The 20523-nt window shown below is 67.7% G+C and carries 22 protein-coding genes, 1 tRNA gene and 1 riboswitch; of the genes, 9 read left to right on the top strand and 14 right to left on the bottom strand.

All coding sequences use genetic code 11. The features are described 5' to 3' along the window. Positions 1-11 precede the first annotated feature (11 nt). From ACQY78_RS20395 to queF, 3 genes are read right to left on the bottom strand one after another with little or no spacing between them, the layout of a single operon-like run. Entirely contained in the window at positions 12-866 is an 855-nt protein-coding gene (locus tag ACQY78_RS20395; protein WP_428678076.1) for a class I SAM-dependent methyltransferase, read from the bottom strand. Then, positions 863-2050, bottom strand: a complete 1188-nt coding sequence (gene queG, locus ACQY78_RS20400; protein WP_428678078.1) for a tRNA epoxyqueuosine(34) reductase QueG — start codon at positions 2048-2050, stop codon at positions 863-865. The genes ACQY78_RS20395 and queG overlap by 4 nt, the downstream gene beginning before the upstream one ends. Continuing rightward, positions 2050-2508: a preQ(1) synthase gene (queF, locus tag ACQY78_RS20405; protein ID WP_428678080.1), complete on the bottom strand. Its 459-nt coding sequence runs from the start codon at positions 2506-2508 to the stop codon at positions 2050-2052. Before queF ends, queG begins: the two co-directional genes overlap by 1 nt. Positions 2509-2536: 28 nt before the next feature. On the opposite strand from queF, the gene ACQY78_RS20410 reads away from it, so the two are divergent. The 3 genes from ACQY78_RS20410 to ACQY78_RS20420 all read left to right on the top strand — a co-directional run bounded on the left by ACQY78_RS20410 (position 2537) and on the right by ACQY78_RS20420 (position 6136). Continuing rightward, positions 2537-3733 (top strand): FAD-dependent oxidoreductase, encoded by a 1197-nt coding sequence (locus ACQY78_RS20410; protein WP_428678082.1) that lies wholly within the window; start codon positions 2537-2539, stop codon positions 3731-3733. 100 nt (positions 3734-3833) lie between these two features. Continuing rightward, complete coding sequence (locus tag ACQY78_RS20415; protein WP_428678084.1) at positions 3834-5429, top strand: ABC transporter substrate-binding protein; 1596 nt, start codon at positions 3834-3836, stop codon at positions 5427-5429. A gap of 49 nt (positions 5430-5478) precedes the next feature. Continuing rightward, a riboswitch (FMN riboswitch) is annotated at positions 5479-5623 on the top strand. Between the two features lie 78 nt (positions 5624-5701). Further along, positions 5702-6136 (top strand): 6,7-dimethyl-8-ribityllumazine synthase, encoded by a 435-nt coding sequence (locus ACQY78_RS20420; protein WP_428678086.1) that lies wholly within the window; start codon positions 5702-5704, stop codon positions 6134-6136. Between the two features lie 227 nt (positions 6137-6363). On the opposite strand, the gene ACQY78_RS20425 is transcribed toward ACQY78_RS20420, so the two are convergent. The 3 genes from ACQY78_RS20425 to ACQY78_RS20435 all read right to left on the bottom strand — a co-directional run bounded on the left by ACQY78_RS20425 (position 6364) and on the right by ACQY78_RS20435 (position 9353). Then, positions 6364-7452, bottom strand: a complete 1089-nt coding sequence (locus ACQY78_RS20425; RefSeq protein WP_428678088.1) for a TRAP transporter substrate-binding protein — start codon at positions 7450-7452, stop codon at positions 6364-6366. An 82-nt stretch (positions 7453-7534) separates the two neighbouring features. Further along, a complete protein-coding gene (locus ACQY78_RS20430; protein WP_428678090.1) occupies positions 7535-8317 on the bottom strand; it encodes an SDR family NAD(P)-dependent oxidoreductase in 783 nt (260 codons plus the stop codon). 10 nt (positions 8318-8327) lie between these two features. Then, a complete protein-coding gene (locus ACQY78_RS20435) occupies positions 8328-9353 on the bottom strand; it encodes a LacI family DNA-binding transcriptional regulator (protein WP_428678092.1) in 1026 nt (341 codons plus the stop codon). Between the two features lie 106 nt (positions 9354-9459). Between ACQY78_RS20435 and ACQY78_RS20440 the strand changes: the two genes are divergently transcribed. After that, the gene (locus ACQY78_RS20440) at positions 9460-10356 is read left to right on the top strand and encodes an NAD(P)-dependent oxidoreductase (protein WP_428678094.1); all 897 of its coding nucleotides are present in this window, start codon (positions 9460-9462) and stop codon (positions 10354-10356) included. A 15-nt stretch (positions 10357-10371) separates the two neighbouring features. Here ACQY78_RS20440 and ACQY78_RS20445 read toward each other — a convergent pair whose 3' ends face one another. Further along, a complete protein-coding gene (locus ACQY78_RS20445; protein WP_428678096.1) occupies positions 10372-10908 on the bottom strand; it encodes a dihydrofolate reductase family protein in 537 nt (178 codons plus the stop codon). A gap of 29 nt (positions 10909-10937) precedes the next feature. After that, on the bottom strand, positions 10938-11753 hold the full coding sequence (locus ACQY78_RS20450; protein ID WP_422033879.1) for an N-acyl homoserine lactonase family protein: 816 nt from the start codon (positions 11751-11753) through the stop codon (positions 10938-10940). Positions 11754-11929: 176 nt separating this feature from the next. Here ACQY78_RS20450 and ACQY78_RS20455 point away from each other — a divergent pair, with 176 nt between their 5' ends. After that, positions 11930-12184, top strand: coding sequence for a hypothetical protein (locus tag ACQY78_RS20455; RefSeq protein WP_296332466.1), 255 nt, complete (start codon positions 11930-11932; stop codon positions 12182-12184). Between the two features lie 111 nt (positions 12185-12295). On the opposite strand, the gene ACQY78_RS20460 is transcribed toward ACQY78_RS20455, so the two are convergent. Genes ACQY78_RS20460 through ACQY78_RS20470 form a run of 3 tightly spaced genes read right to left on the bottom strand, consistent with a single transcriptional unit; the run spans position 12296 to position 14809 of the window. Beyond that, positions 12296-13300, bottom strand: a complete 1005-nt coding sequence (locus ACQY78_RS20460) for a Bug family tripartite tricarboxylate transporter substrate binding protein (protein WP_428678099.1) — start codon at positions 13298-13300, stop codon at positions 12296-12298. Further along, on the bottom strand, positions 13297-13929 hold the full coding sequence (locus tag ACQY78_RS20465; protein ID WP_428678101.1) for a glutathione S-transferase family protein: 633 nt from the start codon (positions 13927-13929) through the stop codon (positions 13297-13299). The genes ACQY78_RS20460 and ACQY78_RS20465 overlap by 4 nt, the downstream gene beginning before the upstream one ends. 10 nt (positions 13930-13939) lie before the next feature. Continuing rightward, entirely contained in the window at positions 13940-14809 is an 870-nt protein-coding gene (locus ACQY78_RS20470) for an NAD(P)-dependent oxidoreductase (RefSeq protein WP_428678103.1), read from the bottom strand. Positions 14810-15076: 267 nt separating this feature from the next. Between ACQY78_RS20470 and ACQY78_RS20475 the strand changes: the two genes are divergently transcribed. Further along, complete coding sequence (locus ACQY78_RS20475) at positions 15077-15418, top strand: hypothetical protein (RefSeq protein WP_428678104.1); 342 nt, start codon at positions 15077-15079, stop codon at positions 15416-15418. Beyond that, positions 15415-15822 (top strand): hypothetical protein, encoded by a 408-nt coding sequence (locus tag ACQY78_RS20480; protein ID WP_428678106.1) that lies wholly within the window; start codon positions 15415-15417, stop codon positions 15820-15822. The genes ACQY78_RS20475 and ACQY78_RS20480 overlap by 4 nt, the downstream gene beginning before the upstream one ends. Positions 15823-15880: 58 nt before the next feature. Here ACQY78_RS20480 and ACQY78_RS20485 read toward each other — a convergent pair whose 3' ends face one another. The 3 genes from ACQY78_RS20485 to ACQY78_RS20495 all read right to left on the bottom strand — a co-directional run bounded on the left by ACQY78_RS20485 (position 15881) and on the right by ACQY78_RS20495 (position 19146). Further along, a complete protein-coding gene (locus ACQY78_RS20485) occupies positions 15881-16777 on the bottom strand; it encodes a trypsin-like serine protease (protein WP_428678107.1) in 897 nt (298 codons plus the stop codon). A 309-nt stretch (positions 16778-17086) separates the two neighbouring features. Further along, positions 17087-17683, bottom strand: coding sequence for a lysozyme inhibitor LprI family protein (locus tag ACQY78_RS20490; RefSeq protein WP_428678109.1), 597 nt, complete (start codon positions 17681-17683; stop codon positions 17087-17089). Between the two features lie 14 nt (positions 17684-17697). Continuing rightward, the gene (locus ACQY78_RS20495) at positions 17698-19146 is read right to left on the bottom strand and encodes an L-lactate permease (protein ID WP_428678111.1); all 1449 of its coding nucleotides are present in this window, start codon (positions 19144-19146) and stop codon (positions 17698-17700) included. A gap of 131 nt (positions 19147-19277) precedes the next feature. Here ACQY78_RS20495 and ACQY78_RS20500 point away from each other — a divergent pair. Then, positions 19278-19353, top strand: a tRNA-Thr gene (locus tag ACQY78_RS20500). A 320-nt stretch (positions 19354-19673) separates the two neighbouring features. Continuing rightward, entirely contained in the window at positions 19674-20522 is an 849-nt protein-coding gene (locus tag ACQY78_RS20505; protein ID WP_428678113.1) for an ABC transporter permease, read from the top strand. The last annotated feature ends 1 nt before the right edge of the window (position 20523 follow it).

Genomic DNA, 20523 nt, shown 5'->3' on the forward strand with positions numbered 1-20523 from the left:
CGCTCCAATGACTAGGGCTTCACGAACTTCAGGACGAACTCGTCCTTGGGCTGCGGCGGGTCGGGCGTGTTCTTGTCGCGCGGGTCGTTGGGATTGCGCAGGAAGGTGCCCTCGGCGACGAACTTGAAGCCGGCGGCCTCGACTTCCTTGCGCAGGAAGCCCTCCTCAATGCGGTGCAGGGTACCGGACTCGGAGATGCCCGTCCCCGGGCGGCCCGCATGGTCGGCGATGACATAGAAGCCGCCGGACTTCAGCGCCTTGAAGGCCGCCGCGTTCATCTTCGCGCGGTCGACGCCCAGGAAACCCAGGTCGTGATAGTTGAACATCAGGGTCACGAGGTCGAGGCGGCCGTCGGCCAGCACCGGATCTTCGAAGGGGCGGGACAGCGCCGTGATCGGCGCGGCGGCGACGCCGGCCGCCTTCATCTTCTCGCTGCGATCGGCCAGCGCGACGGGCGAGGGGCGCGGCGGGGCGGGCGGTGTCGCCGGTGCGGCCACGGGCGCGGCGGTCGGGTTGGCATTGCCTTCCGGCGCGGCCGGACGCGGCGCCGGCTGGCTCGGGTCGCGCGGCGGCCGGCTCTGGCCGTAGACGGCGCCGCCCGGCCCGATCGAGCGGGCGAGCAGTTCCGTCGTGTAGCCGCCGCCCGCACTGAGATCGAGCGCGGTGATGCCCGGCACGATGGCGATGAAGCCCAGCATCTCCGCGGGCTTGCGGCGCTGGTCGTTGGTGCGATCGGCGGCGCTGCGGTCGGGGCTGGCCAGGATCTCGGCGATGCGCGCCGACGAATTGGGCTGCTGCGCCGTGGCCGGGCCGGTGGCGAGAAGCAGGGCCGCGCCCGCGATCATCGCCCGTCTCTTGAAGGTCATTGTTTCGCTCCCTGCCGGAGCGCCTCCGCCCATTCGGCGCGGACACCGGCATCGCAGTCATCGGTCGTTTGCCCGCGCCGCGCAACCTCGGCCGGCGCGAGCTGCGACAGGGCCCAAACCGCGGCGCCGCGCACCAGGGGCGAGGCATCCGTCAGCAGCCGCTCGACCGCGGGCAGGGCCGTGGTGGGCGCATCGCTGTTGCCCAGCGCATAGGCGACGTTGCGCAGGAAGCGGTCGCGGCCGATGCGCTTCACCGCCGTGCCCGAGAAGCGCGTGCGGAACGTGGCGTCGTCGAGGCCCGCGAGTTCGGCCAGCAGCGGTGCCTGCAGCTCGGCGCGCGGCGTGAAGGCAGCTTCGCGCGATTCACGGGCAAACTTGTTCCACGGGCAGGCGGCGAGACAGTCGTCGCAGCCATAGATGCGGTTGCCCAGCGCCGTCCGGAATTCGCGATCGATCGGGCCGGCATGTTCGATGGTGAGATAGGAGATGCAGCGCCGCGCATCGAGCTGATAGGGCGCGGGGAACGCATTGGTCGGGCAGGAATCGAGGCAGGCGCGGCACTGGCCGCAGTGATCGGTCTCCGGCTCGTCGGGCGGCAGTTCGATCGACAGCAGCAGTTCGCCCAGGAACAGCCAGGAGCCGAAGCGGCGCGACACGAGGTTGGTGTGCTTGCCCTGCCAGCCATGGCCCGCCTGCTGCGCGGCAAGCTTCTCCATCAGCGGCGCGGTGTCGACGAAGACCTTCAGACTCTCGTGATAGGTGTCCCAGATGAAGCGGCCGAGCTGCTTCAACCGGCTCTTCATCACGTCGTGATAGTCGCGGCCCTGCGCATAGACGGACACCGCGCCGCGCTCGCGCTCCTCGAGGGTGAAGCGCGGGTCACCGGCCGGCCCGTAATTGAGCGCAACGGAGACAACCGTGCGCGCCTCGGGCCACAGGGTCGACGGATCGATGCGCTGCTCGGCGCGGTCGACCAGCCATCCCATGTCGCCCTGGAAGCCGCGCGCCAGGAACTCGGACATCCGCTCCATGCGCAGCTGCCGCGACTCGGGCGAGAGCTGCGCCGGCGCGAAGGCCACGGCGTCGAAGCCCAGCTCCAGCGCCTTGGCGGCGATCGCATCGCGCAGCTCGCGCGGCGTCGCCGGCTTCGGGGGCCGCTTCGGACGGGGCGGCAGCTTGGCCATCAACCCCGGCCGCGATAGGGCGCCACGCCGGTCTCGGGAAGCCACAGGCCCTTGGGCGGCGCGGCGGTCTGCCAGAACACGTCGATCGGCATGCCGCCGCGCGGATACCAGTAGCCCGCGATGCGCAGCCAGCGCGGTGCCAGCGCCTTCACCAGCCGCTTGCCGATGCCCACGGTGCAATCCTCGTGGAAGGCGGCCTCGTTGCGGAAGCTGTTGAGATAGAGCTTCAGCGACTTGCTCTCGACCAGCTTGGCGCGCGGCACATAGTCGATCACGAGATGCGCGAAATCGGGCTGGCCGGTCACCGGGCAGAGCGAGGTGAATTCCGGCTGCGTGAAGCGCGCGAGATAGAGCGTGCCCGGATGCGGGTTGGGCACCGTCTCGAGGACGGCTTCGGCGGGGGAGGCGGGCAGGGCGGTGGCCTGCCCGAGCTGACGGAGTTTTGCGTATTTAGCCATGCCCCCATCATATGCTAAGCGGGCCGCCATGACTCACAGGGTTGCCATCGTCGGCGCCGGCCCGTCCGGCTTCTATGCCGCGGACGGACTGCTGCGCGGCCGTCCCGACCTTCGCATCGACATAATCGACCGCCTGCCGACGCCGTTCGGCCTGGTGCGGGCGGGTGTCGCGCCCGACCACCAGGGCACCAAAGCCGTGGTCCGCCAATTCGACCGGCTGCTCGCCCAGCCCGACCTGCGCTTCGCGGGCAACATCGAGATCGGCCGCGACCTGACCTGGGACGAGGTCATCCAGTCCTATGACGCGGTCGTGGTCGCCACCGGCATGGTGGTCGATCGCAAGCTGGGCATTCCCGGCGAGGATCTACCGCATGTCTGGGGCTCGTGGCGCTTCGTCGCCTGGCTGAACGGCCATCCCGACTTCCGCGGCGGTCCCGATCTCTCGGGCGTGAAATCCGTGGCGGTGATCGGCAACGGCAACGTCGCGCTCGACGTGGCGCGGCTGCTGGCCAAGACCCCGGACGAGATGACCAAGTCCGACATCGTCCCCGAGGCGGCGGCTGCGATCGCGGCGGCGCCGATCGCCGACATCCACGTGATCGGCCGCCGTGGCGCCGGGGAGGCCTCCTTCACCACCAACGAGCTGGCCGAGATGGGCCGGCTGGCGCGCGCCGTCTCGGTCGCCGATGCCAGCGTGCTGACCGCCGAGGCGCCGGCCGCCGATCCGACGCCGGAGCGGCTGCGCAAGGCCAAGAACATCGAGACACTGAAGCGCTTCGCCGCGCAGACGCCGGCCGAGAAGCCGGTGACGGTGCATTTCCGTTTCCATGCCGTGCCAACGGCGATCCGCCCCGGAGAGATCGAACTCTCGACCAGCCAGACCACCGAACGCCTCGCCGCCGACCTGGTCGTCACCTGCATCGGCTATACCGGCGAGCCCTTCCCGCAGGCCGAGAGCGTCTTCCCGGTCGGCTGGGCGCGCCGCGGTCCCAGCGGCACCATCCCGACCAATCGCGCCGACAGCCATGCCGTGGCCAAGGAAGTGATCGACTTCCTCGAGGACCGCGATCCCAAGAGCGGCCCCGACATCCTGCCGCTCTGCGTCGACGCCGAGGGCTGGCGCCGCATCGACAAGGCCGAGGTCGCGGCCGGCACCGCCCAGGGACGGCCGAGGGTGAAGCTGGTCGACTGGCAGGCGCTGCTCGACATCGCGCAGGGCGACTGATCGGTCGTCGCGGGGCGCGGGCATTTCGCCTGTCGCGCGCGCGCCTCTGCGGCTCTATACCTTGCGCCTTACGGGGAAGGCCAAGAGTACAGGAGTTTCCATGCTGAAGTTACGTCGTCGTTTCATGGGCGCGCTCGCCGCCGCCGCCGCGGTGATGCCGCTGGCCGCGCCCGCGCCCGCCTCGGCGCAATCCGCGCCCTCCACACTCAAGGTCGCGCTGCATTCGGATCTCAAGATCATCGATCCGATCTGGACCTCGGCGCTGATCACCACCAACCACGGCTACATGATCTACGACACGCTGTTCGCGGTCGACGACAAGCTCGAGGTCAAGCCGCAGATGGTCGACAAGTGGGAGGTCTCGCCCGACAAGCTGACCTACACGATGACCTTGCGCGACGGGCTGGAATGGCATGACGGCAAGCCGGTCACGGCCGAGGATTGCGTCGCCTCGATCAAGCGCTGGGGCGCGCGCGACGCGATGGGCCAGAAGCTGATGGCGGTGACGTCGGAACTGACGGCGCCGGACGACAAGACCATCAAGTTCGTGCTGAAGCAGCCCTATGGCCTTCTGCTCTATTCGCTGGGCAAGCCGGGCTCGAACGTGCCGTTCATGATGCCGAAGTCGGTCGCCTCGACCGATCCCAACAGCCAGATCACCGACACCACCGGCTCCGGCCCGTTCATCTTCAAGAAGGACGAGTGGAAGCCCGGCGAGAAGGCGGTCTACGTCAAGAACCCGAAGTACAAGCCGCGGCCTGAGCCGGCGTCGGGCTTTGCCGGCGGCAAGGTGCCCAAGGCCGACCGCATCGAGTGGGTGTGGATCCCCGATACGCAGACCCAGGTCAATGCGCTGCTGAGCGGCGAGATCGACCTCGTGGAAATGGTGCCGGCCGACCTGCTGCCGCTGCTCAAGAAGGACAAGAACGTCACCGTGTTCGTCGGCAACAAGGCCGGCCGCCAGTACACGATGCGGTTCAACGTGCTGCACAAGCCGTTCGACAATCCCAAGATCCGCCTCGCCGCGCTCTATGCGCTCGACCAGAAGGAAATCCTCGACGCCAATGTCGGCGACCCGGAATACTACAAGGCCTGCAACTCGCTGTTCCCCTGCGGCTCGCCGCTCGAGTCGACCAAGGGCTGGGAGGACAAGCTCTCCGGTAATGCTGCCAAGGCCAAGCAGCTCCTGCAGGAGGCGGGCTATGACGGCACGCCGATCGTGATGCTCCACCAGACGGACGTGGCCGGCCACAACAACCTGGCGACCGTGGCCAAGCAGCAGCTCGAGAAGGCCGGCTTCAAGGTCGACCTGCAGCCGATGGACTGGCAGACGCTGGTCGCGCGCCGCGCCAAGAAGGATGCGCCCAGCGCCGGCGGCTGGAACGTCTTCTTCACCTCTTGGGGCGCGGTCGACGTGGTCAACCCGGCCGCCGCCGCCTTCCTCAACGCGTCCTGCGACAAGGCGACCTTCGGCTGGCCGTGCGATGCCGAGCTCGAGAAGCTGCGCGATGCCTATGCCGCCGAATCCGATCCGGCGAAGCAGAAGGCCATCGCCGAGCAGGTCCAGCTGCGCGTGCTCGAGTACCCGACGCATGCACCGCTCGGCCAGTTCACCTCGCCGACCGCCGTGCGCTCGAACGTGAGCGGCATGGTCTTCGCCCCGACGCTCGCCATGTGGGGCCTGGAGAAGAAATAGCGCGATCCGTTCGGATCGTTGCAAGCTCCCGACCCTGCCCTTATGGTTTCTGTGTTCTCAGGGCAGGGTGAAACTCCCTACCGGCGGTATGCGGCGCGAGCCGCGAGCCCGCGAGCGCCTTCCGCAAGGAAGGGTCAGCAGATCAGGTGCGAGGCCTGAGCCGACGGTCATAGTCCGGATGAAAGAGAACGTGTGTCCTGCTGCTCATGCGGAGCAGCAGGCCCGCGCGTGATCGCCTTGGGTGATGTGTCTGTTCGCCAAAGGAGATTGCCATGACACAAGCCCGCTACGCCTTCGTCAAAGCCAGGTGGCACGCCGACATCGTCGACCGTGCGCTCGACGGATTCCTCGAACTGATTCCCGCCGAGCAGGTCGACGTGTTCGACGTGCCGGGCGCCTTCGAGCTGCCGCTGTTCTCGCGCGACCTCGCCGCGACCGGGAAGTATGCCGCGGTCGCCGCTGCCGCCTTCGTGGTCGATGGCGGAATCTACCGTCACGACTTCGTCGCCCAGGCCGTGGTCGACGGGCTGATGCGCGCCGGGATGGACACCGGCGTGCCGGTCCTGTCGGTGTCGCTGACGCCGCACCACTATCAGGAGACCGACCACCACAACGGCATCTTCCGCGCGCACTTCGTCGAGAAGGGCCGCGAAGCCGCCCGCGCGGCGCTGATGATCGGCAAGGCCCGCGCCGCGATCGCGGCGTAGAGTCTTTCCGACGTGATTTGAACCGCCGGAGTTCGCCATCAATCGCTTCCCCATTCAGATGGGGAAGTGACCCGTCATACGGGGCGATGGGGTATGCTCGTCGTCACCGCCGTCTTGACCCCTCCGTCGTCGTGAGACGCCGACACCTCCCCATTTGAATGGGGAGGATGGCGATTGGCGGCGCCGCGCAAAGGTCCCTCACTTCGTTCGGGATGACAAAGTGCGCGTCAGCGGTCGCTGCGATAGACCGCGAACTCGGCGCGGGTGTCGGCGATCGAGAACCAGCGATGCTGGTTGGCGCGGAACGCGCGCCAGTTGGCCAGGATCTTCTTGAACTGCTCGTTCTGCGCGGCCTCTTCGTCGAGCACGGTTTCCAGCGCGACGCGCAGCGCCTTGATCACCTCGTCGGGCAGCACCGAGAGCTGGGTGCCGGCGGCGACCAGGCGGGCGATGGCCACGGCGTTCTTGGCGTCGTAGGAGGCCAGCATCTCGGTCATCGAGTAGTCGCAGGCGTATTTCAGGATCGCCTGGTAGCGCGGCGGCAGGGATGCCCAGGCCGCCTTGCCGATCATCAGCTGGTTGACCGCCTCCAGCTCCATGACGCCCGGCGTGTAGTAGTACTTGGCGACCTTGTTGAAGCCGAGTTTCTCGTCGTCGTAGGGGCCGACCCATTCGCAGGCGTCGAGCGTGCCGCGTTCCATTGCCGGATAGATGTCGCCGCCGGCGATCTGCTGCGGCACGGCGCCGAGCTTGGCGAAGACCTTGCCGCCGAACCCGGCGGTGCGGATCTTGAGGCCGGCGAAATCGGCCGGCGTCTTCAGCTCCTTGCGGAACCAGCCGAACATCTGGCCGCCGGTCTGTCCGGCCGGCAGAGCCACGACGTTGAAGCCGTCATAGACCTCGTCCATCAGCTTGCGGCCGTCGCCGAACATCATCCAGGCATTGTGCATGCGTGGCGTCAGGCCGAACGGCACCGAGCCGTCGAACACGAAGCTCGGATTCTTGCCGATGTAGTAGCCGGTGTAGGTATGGCCGCATTCGACCGTGCCGTTCGACACCGCGTCCAGCACCTGCAGGCCGGGCACGATCTCACCGGCGGCGAAGGGTGTGAGCGTGAACTTGCCATCGGTCATCTCGCCCACGACCCGCGCGATCGTCGCCGAGGCGCCGTAGAGCGTGTCGAGGCTCTTGGGGAAGCTGGAGGTGAGACGCCATTTCACCACCTCGCTGGTCTGTTGCCCGAAGGCCGGTGAAGCCGCCGCGACCGCTGCCAGGGAGGCTGCGACGGGGCCGAACTGTCGACGCGTGACGCTCATGGGTTTCCTCCTGTTTTTGCCTTGTTGTGCAAATTCTAGGAGGGAGTTGCTGGTACCGCTACCACAAAAAGCCGAAAGCCGGTCAGCTCGCGCTCCAGCCGCCGTCGACCGGCAGGGCCGCCCCGGTGATGTCGGCGGCGCCGGGGCCGCACAGGAAGGCGGCCAGCGCGGCCACGCTCTCCATGGCCACGAACCGGCCCGAGGGCTGGCGCCCGGCCATGAACTTCTCCACCGCCGCGTCGCGCGCCAGGCCCTCGGCCGCCATGAACGCCTCCAGCCGCTGCTCGATCGCCGGGCTGGGCGAGGAGCCGGGGCAGATGGCGTTGCACGTGATGTTGTCGCGCGCCGTCTCCAGCGCCACGGCTCGCGTGAAGCCGATCAGCGCCGTCTTGGTGGTGATGTAGTCGACGCGGTTCACGCCGCCGAACAGGCCGTAGACCGACGAGATGTTGAGGATGCGGCCGAAGCCGCGTTCGCGCATGCCCGCGAGCACGAGGCGGGTCGTGTGGAACGCGGCCGACAGGTTCACCGCCAGCGTCCGGTCCCAGTCCTCCGGCCGGAACGTCTCGACCGGCGCGAAGTGACGAACGACGGCGTTGTTGATCAGGATGTCGACGCCGCCGAACTCACGCACGGCCGTCTCGATCAGGTCGTCGATCTGGCGCGGCTCGGCGAGGTCGGCGCCATGATGCAGCGCGCGGACGCCATGTTCTTCCTCGAGCGCGCGGCGCCGCGACTCGATCTCCGCTGCATCACCGAAGCCGTTCAGCACGATGTTGCAGCCCTCGGCGGCGAGCCGCCGCGCCATCGCCTGGCCCAGCCCCTGCGTCGAGCCGGTGATGAGCGCGCATCTGCCCTTCAGCATGCCTGTGTCCTCAGCTACTCTCGCGTTGCACGATCTCGAATCCGAGATCGACCTTGAGCCTTTCGGCCGGCGCGCCCTGCAGGCGGCCGACCAGCAGCTCGGCGCTGCGCCTGCCGATCTCCTGCCGTGGAATGCGCAGCGTCGTCACGCTCGGAACCGCATGACGCAGCAGATCCACGTCGTCGAAGCTCGCGATGGCGATGCGTCCCGGCACCGCCCAGCCGCGGCGCTGGCATTCGAACAGCGCCCCCACCGCCAGCACCTCGCCCGCGAAGAAACCCGCGTCGAGATCGGGATGCGCCTTCACCAGCCGCACCAGCGCATCGGCGCCCTCGCTGAAGCCGCCGGCCGCTTCGAGCACGAGGCTCTCATCGGCCGGCCGGCCGAGTTCGGCCAGGGCCGCGAAGTAGCCGCGGCGGCGCTCCTCGGAACGGTCGTTGTTGCGCACCGGCAGGGTGACGAAGCCGATCCGGCGGTAGCCGAGCCGCGCCAGGTGGAGCGTCATGGCGCGGGCGGCCTCGAAGTTCGAATAGCTGACGGCCATGTCGAGTGGATCGTCGGGCAGGTTGCCGGTCTCGATGACCGGCACGCCACTCGCCTCGACGAGCTTGCGCACGCGCTTGCTGTGGATCGTGTTGTGCAGGATCAGGCCGCAGACGCGCTGTGCCAGGAAGGCCGAGACCAGCGCCTCCTCGTCCTCCAGCCTATGGCCGCTGTCGGCGATCATCAGGTGCAGCCCGTTGGCGCGCAGCACGTCGGACGCCGACTGGATCATGCTGGCGTAGAGCGAGTTGCGGATGCTGGGGACGACCAGCCCGACCACGTTGGAGCGGTTCGACGACAGGCTGCCGGCGATGCGGTTGGGCACGTAGCCGAACTCGCGCACCGCGGCATCGACCTTGCGCCGCATCTCCTCCGACACCGCCGACGGTTCGCGCAGCGCCCGCGACACCGTCATCGGCGACACGCCGGCATGGCGGGCGATGTCGCGCATCTTCAGGGTTCCGCCCTCGCTCTGCCGCGCCTTGCCGCTCATTCCGCCTGCCCGTTGATGCCCGCCGTTGATGCTCTCACGCCGCGATCATATGCTGGTAGCGATACCAGAAAAACGAAAGAGTGGCGCAAAGCCGGAGGAAATGAGCATGACGGGTCAATTGCTGGGCTTCGTGGGCGTCGGCCGCATGGGCGGGCCGATGGCGCACCGCCTGCTCGATGCGGGCTACCGGCTCTGCGTCTACGACGTGTCGGAGGAGGCGACCAGGCCGCTGGTCGCGCGCGGGGCACAGCTTGCCCAGTCGCCGGCCGACGTGGCCTCGATCGCCGAGACCGTGCTGATCAGCCTGCCGACGCCCGCCATCGTGCGCGAGGTCGTGCTGGGCGGGAACGCGGGCATCATCAACGGCTCGTCGATCCGCACGCTGATCGATCTCTCAACCACCGGCCCCGGTGTCGCGAGCGAGGTCGCGGCAAAACTGGCCGAACGCGACATCGGCTGGGTCGATGCGCCGGTGAGCGGCGGCGTCACGGGCGCCCAGGCGGGAACGCTCGCGGTCATGGTGTCGTGTCCGATGCCGACCTATCAGGCGCTGCAGCCGGTGCTCAAGACCTTCGGCAAGCTCTTCCACACCGGTGAGAAGCCCGGCCTCGCGCAGACCGCCAAGCTCGCCAACAACATGTTGGCGGCGACGGCGCTGGTCGCCACGTCCGAGGCGATGGCGATGGGCGTGAAGGCGGGCCTCGATGCGAAGGTGCTGATCGACATCATCAACGTGTCGAGCGGTCGCAACAGTGCCAGCCAGGACAAGTTCCCGCGCGCCGTGCTGCCGCGCACGTTCGACTTCGGCTTCGCCACCGCGCTGTCGCACAAGGACGTGCGGCTCTGCCTCGACGAGGCGCAGAACATGGGCGTGCCCATGCTGGTGGGCGCGGCGGTGCTGGAAATGCTCGCCGTCACCAAGGCGCGGTTCGGTCCCGACTCCGACTTCACCATGGTGGCGAAGGTGCTGGAGGAGTGGGCCGGCGTCGAGATCAAGGGCTGACGGGCGGCGGCGTTTTCAGGATCGGGCGGGGACGTAGCTCAAACGGATTACGTCCTCGCCGATCCGGTCGTGGCTCACGAGGCGGAGCGGCGGGCGCGGGCCGGCGAAGTAGGGCGTGCCGTGGCCCAGCACGACGGGGTGCAGGTAGATCCGGTACTCGTCGATCAGGCCCAGCTCGGTAAGGCTTTTAGCCAGGGTCGGACCGGCAACTTCGATCTCGCCGTCACGCTCGGCCTTCAGCTTGCGGATCGCGCTCTCGAGATCGTCCTTGATGAGCGTGGCGTTGGGGCCCACCGACTCCCGCGAGCGCGAGACGACCCATTTCGGCTGCCGCCGCCAGGCCGCGGCGAAGGCGTGGCGCTCGTCATCCCAGTCGGGCTGATCGTCGTCCCAGTACCGCATCAGCTCGTACACGTGCCGGCCATACACGCTGCCCGCCTGCTCCTGCGCCTCCTGGATGAAGTGGCGGAAGAGCGCGGGGCTCGGCCCGAACGACATGTGATCGACGTAACCGTCGAGCGACTGGTTCATGCCGAAGACGAGCCTGGCCAAGCGGTTTCCTTTCCTGGCCTGCGAGCCGGTCAGTCGAGCCGGACGCTGACGCCTTCCAGTCCCTTGCCCGAAGCCGGATAGCGCACCATCACCTCGGCATCGTGGCCGGGGATCACCATCTCGACGCGGCCGTCGGCCAGCTTCTTGAGCTTGTCGTAGCCCGCCAGCATGTCGGCGACCGAGTAGACGATCGAGAACAGCTTGTCGTTGTTCACGCCCCAGAAATAGTGGCTGGCATCGGAAGCGAGCACGAGCCAGCCGTTGCGCGTGTTGATGCGTACCGACTGGATGCCCGCCGTGTGGCCGCCGATCAGGTGCAGCGAGATGCCGGGCTGCAGCTCCTCGTCGCCGTCGTGGAACACCAGGCGGCCGCCGTAGAGCGCGCGCACCATGCCCACGATGTCCTCGCACTCGTAGGCGTGGCGGAACGGTCCCTTGCACATATGCCGGCCGGTCGCGAAGTTCATCTCCTTGTCCTGGAGATGGAAGCGCGCCTTGGGGAAGCGGTCCCAGTTGCCGATATGGTCGTAATGGAGGTGGGTGACGATGACGTCCTCGACCTCCTTGGCGTCGATGCCGATCTCGCTCAGCAGGTCGGCGGGATTCTTCTTCACCTCGCGGCCGCGCTGCTTGCCCACGGTGGCGTTGAAGCCGGTATCGATGACGATCGGCTTGCCGCCGATCGTGCGGTGGCCGCTCTCGTCGAGCGGGATGGCGACCCAGACGAAATAGTCCATCGGGAAGTCCGCGTCGTGCGGGTCGGGGTTAATCTGCACTTCCCATGCCTTGCGCGGCAGGTGGGCATACTTGACCGCATGCACCTCGTAGATGGGCGTCGAACGCATTCTTGTTTCCTTCCCGGCGGATTCGTTGCCGGGACCCTAGCGCGCCCGCGGGCTCCCGCGCTACACTGGTGCCATGGCCCGCACGGACCTCCTTGGACGGCGAATTAGCACCACGGTTTGCACTGCAAACCGTTGCGTTGCCGCGTTCGCCTGTCTTTCGTCCAAGGAATCGTCCGATGTCTGCCGTTCTCTCCCTCAAGCGTAACAATTCCGCCGTCCGCTACTGTTTCGAGGCCGACGCCGAGCCCGGCGTGCTGCCGCGCGCGCTCGAACTGATCGCCAAGCGCGGCCTCGTCCCCGCCCGCGTCTTCGCCCAGGCCGACGGCGACGGTCTCAACGTCGAGATCGAGGTCGAAGGGCTGGAGCCGGCGGTGGCCGAACATGTCGGCCGCTCGCTCGGCCAGATCGTCGGCGTGCGGCACGTGTTCTGACCGACGCGAAAGGTCCCTCGCTACGCTCGGGATGACAGCGTTTTCTGCATTGGCGCACTGCGCCGATTTCACAAAAATTGTCATCCCGAGCGTAGCGAGGGACCTTTTGATTCACTCCGCAAACGTGATCTTGTTGTCGCGGATCACCTTGCCCCAGGTCTCGACCTCGCCCTTGGCGAAGCTGTCCATCTGGGCCGCGGGCCAGTCCTTCAGCACGGTGCCGAGCTGGTTGGCGCGGGCGACGACGGCTTCCATCTTGCCGACCTTGCGCATCGCGGCGTTGAGCTTGTCGACGATCGGCTGCGGCGTGCCGGCGGGCGCGAACAGCGCGAACCAGCCGTCGAGGATGAAGCCCGGCAGGCCGGCTTCCGCCGTCGTCGGAATCTCGGGGAAGGAGGGCAGGCGGTTCTCGCTGGCCAGCGCCAGCGCCTTCACGTTGCCGTTGCGGATGTGGCCGGAGACGGCGGGTGGCGTCACGATCAGGACCTCGACCTGGCCCGCCACGATGTCGGCGGTCGCCGGCCCCGACCCCTTGTAGGGCACGTGCACCATGTCGAGTCCGGCCGCCTTGTTCAGCAGCACGCCGCCGAGATGCGGCACCGAACCGGCGCCCACCGAGGCGTAGTTCAGCTTGCCGGGATTGGCCTTGGCGTAGGCGATGAAGCTCTTGAGATCGTCGACCGGCACCTTCTTGGCGACCACGATGACGTGCGGCGCCATCGCGCCCATGGCGACGCCCACGAAATCATCGGGCTTCCAGTTTAGGTCCTTGATCAGCGCCGGATTGGCCGAGTGATAGGCCGAATACTGCATCAGTATCGTGTAGCCGTCGGGCTTGGCGCGGGCGACGATGGCCGTGCCGATGTTGCCGTTGCCGCCGCCCTTGTTGTCGACGATCACCTGCACGCCCAGCTCCTGGCTCAGCAGGTCGGAATAGAGTCGCGCCACCAGATCGGTGCCGCCGCCCGGCGGGGCCGGCACCACCATGGTGATCGGCTTGTCGGGATAGTTCGCCTGGGCAAAGGCGGGCGCGCTGGCGGCGCCGGCCAGGGCGGTGGTCGCGGTGGTGGCGGTCGCGAGTGCCACGAAGCTGCGGCGCTTCAGGGGGCGTTTCATGGGTAGTTCCTCCTCCAGGTTTCTTTCAGTTCCGGCCGTGCATCGGCCTTGCGCGCGATGGCGAAGAGCTTGGGCGTCTCGGCCTCGAACCAGCCGCGCCGCGGGCGCCAGCGGGTCATGACGCCGATATAGATGTCGAGGGCGGAGAAGCGCTCGCCCAGGAACCAGGGTGCGCCGGCCGCGCTCTCGACCTGGCGCCACAGGCGCTGGGCATAGGCGTCGGCGGCGGCCCGGAACGGGTCACGCGCATTGTTCACCGAGACGAAGCGCGCCGGATCGTCGGCATAGGTGAAGGTGGGATAGATGTTGGCCACCAGGAACACCAGCCAGCGCAGGAACTTTGCGCGCTCCGGCGCGCCCGATCCGGGCACCAGGGAGTCGCTGCCCGTGACGTCGGCCAGCAGCAAGGTGATGGCGGCACTCTCGCTCATGACGCTGCCGTCTTGCATCACCAGGGTCGGCACCTGGGCCAGCGGATTGACCTTCTCGAGCTTGGCCTTGGCGCCGGGGTCCTTGAACAGATCACCGACCGTCTCGTAGGTGAAGGGCAGCCCGTACCAGTCGAGCTGCGCCTCGACGAGGGCCGAGCCCCAGCCCGGCCGGCCCCACAGCGTGTAGCCGCCGCTCACCGCGGCGACCCTACGGCTTCTGCAGCGGCTGGATCAGGCTCGACGTGTCCCAGCGGCCGCCACCGCGCGCCTGCACCCGCTCGTAGAACTGGTCGACAAGTGCCACCAGCGGCATGCCGGCCTTCTGGCGCTTGCCCTCGGCCAGCGCGATGCCGAGGTCCTTGCGCATCCAGTCGACGGCGAAGCCATAGTCGAACTTGCCGGCGACCATGTTCTGCCAGCGATTCTCCATCTGCCAGCTCTGCGCCGCGCCCTTGGAGATGGCGCCCAGCGCCTTCTCCATGTCGAGCCCGGCGCGCTGGCCGAGGTTCAGCGCTTCGGCCAGGCCCTGCACGATGCCGGCGATGCACATCTGGTTCATCATCTTGGTGATCTGGCCCGAGCCCGACGGGCCAATCAGCGTGACCGCCTTGGAGAAGGCGTCGGCCACCGGCTTGGCCTTGTCGAACGGCGCGGGATCGCCGCCGCACATCACGGTGAGCTGGCCGTTCTCGGCGCCCGCCTGGCCGCCCGAGACCGGCGCGTCGATGAAGTCGATGCCGAGCTTCTGGCCCGCTTCATGGAGCTCGCGCGCGATGTCGGCCGAGGCGGTGGTGTTGTCGAAGAAGATGGTGCCCTTGCCCATGCCGGCAAACGCGCCATCCGGCCCCAGCACGACCGAGCGCAGATCGTCGTCGTTGCCGACGCAGCAGAACACGATCTCCTGGCCGGCCGCGGCCTCGCGCGGCGTCTTGGCGGCCTTGCCCTTGTGCTTCTGCGTCCAGGCCTCGGCCTTGGCGAAGGTGCGATTGTAGACCGTGACCTCGTGGCCCTTGGCGGCGAGATGCCCCGCCATCGGAAAGCCCATCACGCCCAGTCCCAGAAATGCCACCTTGGCCATCGTTCCCTCCCGCGAAATCCGCCCCATCCGCGGGGCGGCGGCGATCATAGAGGCAAAATGCGACTGTGCCAGAGGGGGGGGAAGCGGCGCCGGACGGGTGAGGGGTAGGCATTGCTGGATGCTGTTGCCGACGTGTGCCGCCGGATAACATCCTTGTAAAGCCGGCCTATGTGCCGGCCTGAAGGCGAGAGTCAGCGCAATGAGCGACGATCCGAGAGACGAAGAGAGCCAGACAATCGACGAGCCCATACTGTCGTGCGTAGAGAATTGGACGTCGATGAGATCAGCCTTCATTGGCTGGTCGCTGTAGCGCAAGGCTTCGCCCTGCCTCAAGCAGGGCGAGATGACATCTTGCGGCGCTGCATCTTGGCATTGCTTGCTGCAGGCGCCCATCCATCCGCGCCGGTAGGTGGGGCCGCCGTGGCGCATAGTGCGCTCTGGCGCAATGGTTCGCCGGGAGTTGTGTGGAAACGGCTCGACTATGGCGACACGCCAGAGATGATTGCCGAAGCCATCGTAGAAGAATGGCGTCGCAATGGGTCCGATCCGTTGGATTTCAGCGTTTGGTTCGCGAGGAATGTGAGCCACGATAGGAAACTCGGAACATGATACTTCGGCGCGAATACGGGGCCACAATCGAAGAGTGCTTCGAAGAGATAGCCAGTGGCCTTGAAGTCGATGCTGTCGCTCTTTGGTCTTTGGTGTCCGATGGCTGGTACGGCTTCCGATTGAGGGAGGACGCGCTCACGGACTTTGTGCGTCGTGGTGTGATTGCTCTGCTGGAGAGCGGGGCGAAGCCCGTTATCGGGGTTTGGCGTATCGCGACGGCTGATTCGCCGATTCAGGTAAGGCCCGGATGGCCCCCTCCGCATGACTGGCAGGCGGTCGATTACGGAGAAACAACCCGTGCCATTGCCGATGCCATCGTCGAGGAATGGCTCGCCAGTGGAGGACTGCCGCACAGTGACCCGCGCGGCTTATGGTTTGCGTTACCTTCGTTTATCCGTGGATAAGCGCTGAGACTTGGACCGCCAGCCGTCTCTATCTCGCGCCAGCCAGAGCAAAGCGGGCTCACCCTCCGAACCGCAACCCCGGCACGTGGGAGGTGAGCCAGGGGCGCAGGCCCGACACCCGCGCAAAGTACGAGGAGTCGCCGTAGCGGTCGCCGCCATTGGCGTTCACGCCGACGATCGCCCAGCCGGCTGGCGTCTGCATCCACAGCGAGCCGCCGCTGTCGCCCGAGCCCAGCAGCCCGTCGAGCCGGCCGGCGCCTTCGGTCTCGCGGCGCAGGGTGACGGAGAGCCAGTTGCCGCGATCGCCGGTGCGCGGCGGCGGCTGCACCGGGTCCATCGCCTCGTCGATCACGTTGGTGGCGGCCGCCTTGGCGCCCGAGGGTCCGTCATAGGCGTCGTTCTCGCCGATCGAACCGATGCCGCGCGCACCGTAGCCGACCATCACCACCGGCGCGCCTTCCTCGTGCGTGCCGCCATAGAGCAGCGGCGCCGGCCCGCCGCCGTTCATCGGCCCGCGGAGGCGCAGCAGCACCACGTCGTAGCCGGTGGTGTCGTCGTTGTTGCCGTTGAACAGCGGATGGCGGATCTGGCGGTCGCCCTTGCACAGCGTGCCGTCGGGCGCGCGGAGGGTGAAGTCGAACACCGAATCGTCCCGCGCGAAGAGATGCGAGGCGCTGAGCACCCAGGCGTTGCCGCCGTAGTTGCCGAGCCAGGTCGCCGAGCCGATGCCCCAGTCCTCGCCGCCGTCGGTCGAGAGCGGGATGACGGGGGCGAACTGGCTCTGGTGGGCCAGCGCCTCGTGGGCGCGGAAGCCTTCGCTCTCATGGCCGGGCCTCCCGCCCTCGGCGCGCCAGGTGCGATCCAGCACGATGACGGCGCCGGCGGGTCGCGCGACGGGCAGGGCGGCGAGTCCGGCGAGGCCAGCGGCGAGCAGATGGCGGCGCGTGACGGTCATATATCAAACGCAGGATGGCCGGTGCCGGCGAGGCCGGCAAGGGCCGCATGAGCCGCTTAATCGAAATAAACGAAATAAACGAAACAACTGAAACGGATGTCGCACCCCCCCCCCCCCCCCCCCCCCCGGTGTTGAACCCGGATTCGGTCAATTTTCCAGGGGCCAGCAGTGCCAGCACCGCCGCCACGCTCAGCCTGGCGGAGACGGCCAGCGCTCCGGATTGCTGACGGACCGACAGGTGGCAACTCAACAGGCCGTGGCGATGATCTCTTCCTTGAATGGGGTCGCGGTTCAGGAGTCGTTTGCCGTTCAGGGTGCCCGCGTACACCGCATCGGCGGAGCGCCGTATCCCCACGTCACCACGGCCGTGCCCTCCTTCTCGGTGAAGGTTTCGTTCCGGCCGACATATCCCGCCTCCGGTCCGGCGGACTGGCGGACCATCAGCGACGTCGCGTCGCCGCGCTCGGCGATCAGCGTCCTTGGGTCTGTCGGGAAGAACGTCACGACGAGTTCGTTGCGGCGGTCGCCGTCGCAGAAGAAGGTTGCCGGACCGGTGCCGGCCACCAGTCGATAGCGCGCCTGGAGCGAGGCGATCCGCTGCCTGTATTCGGCCTCGACGCAGGACCGCTTGTCGTCGCTCTTCCAGCAGTCGTTGCGCCCCCGGATCCAGCCGATCTGTTCGGCCTTCAGGGTGGGCGGGTGTTCGTTGACGGCCTTCCGGGTCGCCGCCTCATAGACCTCGGCCAGCTTGCGATCGAGGGATGAAAGGGCGGCATCCCCGCAGATCAACTTCTCGATGCTGCCGTCGCGCGCCTTGGCACAATCGAAGGCCGGGCTGTCCGCCTGGGCCAGGGCCGTTGTCGCGAAGGAAAAGGTGAGGGAGAGAGACAGGGCGAATCGGCGCATGGTTTCCTTCACGTTCAGAGGGCCAGCAGTGCCAGCACCGCCGCCACGCCGGTCAGCAGCGGCGGCAGGGCGAGCGGCCAGGCGCGGCGGTAGAGGGCGGCGTCGGAGGTCGAGAGGGCGAGGATGGCGGCGCCCATCGAGACGCGGATCGGCGACAGCATGGTGAGGTTGGCGGTGACGCTGTTCTGGACGGCGGCGATCCAGGCCGGATCGAGGGCGAGGGCGCGGGCCAGCGCGGTCTCCATCGGCATCAGCATGGCGTTGGCCGCCGCGCCGCTGCCGGTCAGGAAGCCGCCGACCGCCGCGAACAGCGGCACGCCCAGCGCCGCGCCGCGTCCCGCGACCGCCCGCAGCGCCTCGGCGATCGAGGTCGCCATGCCGGAGCCGACATAAAATTCCGCCATCACCACGAAGGCCAGCGTCACGGCGCAGGCGCGCCAGGCGCCGCGCGCCGCCTCGGCCGCGACCCTGGCCAGCGGGGCGCGCGCCAGCAGCACCACGGCGAGGCCGATCGCCAGCAGCCAGAAGCCCGGCGCGTAGAACGGCGCGAAGGCCGGCTGGTTGTCGAACGGGCGCAGCGCCCACAAGGGCTTCAGCAGGTCGCGCAGCGGCGTCACGAGGCGGGTGGCGCAGAGCGCCAGGGTCAGCGCCACATAGGGCGCGGCGGTGCGCAGGGTGGTGCGCAGGCGCGCGCCGTCGGGCCGCTCGTCGCGCCAGAAGCGCACGGCCAGCAGCAGGGCGGTGGGCGCGGCGGCGGCGATCTCGACGTCGCTGAAGCGGTTGGCCATCCAGACCAGCGCCAGCAGCGCGGCCGTCCACAGGAGGTCGTCGAGCTTCTGCAGCGCCGGCACCGCCACGCCGGCCTCGCGGGCGAAGCGCCAGTAGAGCAGGAGGTACATCGCGTGGATCGGTACCTGCAGCACCGCCGAGCTGAGGCCGAGCTGGCTGGGCGCCAGGCCGGCCAGGGTGGCGCCCACGGTAGTGCCGATGGCCAGCGCGCCCCACGGCACCAGCGACTGGCTGTAGAGGCCGAGCAGCAGGGCCGGCATGCCGCCGATCCCCAGCCGCCGCAGCGCCGCCAGCGCGATGATGTAGCCCACGCCGAAGCCGGTCACCGATTCGGCGAAGGGCGCCAGCAGGAAGCAGACCGAGAACAGGCGGCGCGGCGAGGCCTCGAGCGTCCCGGCGCCCGGCCCGCCGCCGCGGGCCAGGGTGGCGCGATGGAAGAAGACGCCGGTGACGATGATGGCAATGACGTGCCAGGAGAGCCACAGGCCGGCCGGCACCTCGCGGCGGAACAGCAGCGCCACGGCGGCGGGGCCATCCGCCTGCATCACCAGCGCGGCCGAGGCGGCGAGGGTGGCCGCCAGCCCCGCCAGGCCCGCGACCAGCGCGCTGGCGCGGCCCGAGGCCAACAGGCCCAGGACGAGGAGGAGGGGCAGGAGCGAGAGCAGGGTGGTCATGGAGGGGGTTCTATAACCTTCCCGCGCGCCGCATGCTTCGGTTTCGGCCGAAGCGGGGTCCGGTTGGGGATGGCCGGGGGCGAAACAGCGCCTTGCGCCCGCGCCCCCTTTCCCTTAAACCCGCCGCCGATGCCCCGATAGCTCAGCTGGTAGAGCACGTCATTCGTAATGATGGGGTCGGCGGTTCGATTCCGTCTCGGGGCACCATTCCATTCCGATCTGTCGGTTACAGGTATTCTGCAGCATCGCGTGCGCCGATGCCGGGGCCCCTCGCTGCCTGACTATTTCCTGTAAATGGCGATCCGGAAGAGAATCCAGAGTATGGAGACCAAGAGCACGACCAGTGGCAACAGCCACCAGCGCAAATCGAACAGCCCCGACGAGACAGAGTCGGTCAGCTGAACTAACATTCGTCCGAATTCCTGCAAGAGTGTCTCCCGGGCCTGGCGGGCCTTCGGTGCAATGGTTCTGATCATCCGCTTTGGTACGACGGACGGCGCCACGGATAAGCGCACGGAGAAATTCACGTGGTCGAGAAGTTTTTTCAAGTCGCGCTGGCCGCAAGCGCTCGGGTCCCTGATCAGAGGGCTGCCGGCAGGAAGAAAGGCCTGCTCCTGGGAATTTCCGCCTGGCTGCGGGTCGTCGGCTATCTCGCCGTTCTTCAATTCGATCAGAAGTTCCGTGGCAGCCGCTTCAGTGCGGTTCTGACGTTCCTAGAGCCGCTGATCCTCGTCGTCCTCCTTGTCGCGATTAGGGGCGTTCTGCGTGATTCATTGCCCAACTACGGCACATCGACCTTCGTGTTCTACTCGTCCGGCATCTTCCCCTTCTACGTCTTCTTCCGGTTGTCGGTCCGTCTGCGCGGTGCGGCGCCAAGTCCGCAAAGGAGACTGCCACAGGTAGACAGCACCCAGATGGTGATCGCTTCCACGATCGCGGAAACCGGCATCATATTGACCACGATGGTCGTGTGGTTCACCGTCATGTGGTTCCTGGGTTTCAAGGAAGCGGCTCCCGTCAGGATCGACCTTTGCATCGTCTCACTCGCGTGGCTCTGTGGGCTCGGTATCGGTGTGGGACTGTTGAATGCGGCCGCGACCAAGGCCTCAAAGATCTGGCAGTTCGTCTACGGCAGGGCCACCATGGCGCTTGCATTCCTATCCGGCGTCTTCTTCGTTGTGGACCTACTTCCCTTGAGTGTTCGAAGCATCGTCGTGTGGAATCCGATCATGCACGGCATCGAATGGTTCCGGCTCGGCCTGTACGGCACGTACCCGGTCTTCACGCTCGACAGGGACTATCTGATCGACACCACCGCCATCGTCATCATTCTGGGAATCGCGGCGCATCGAGCCACGTTGCGCTTCGGTCAGTGAG

Source organism: Reyranella sp. (assembly GCF_965279625.1).
Lineage (GTDB): Bacteria > Pseudomonadota > Alphaproteobacteria > Reyranellales > Reyranellaceae > Reyranella.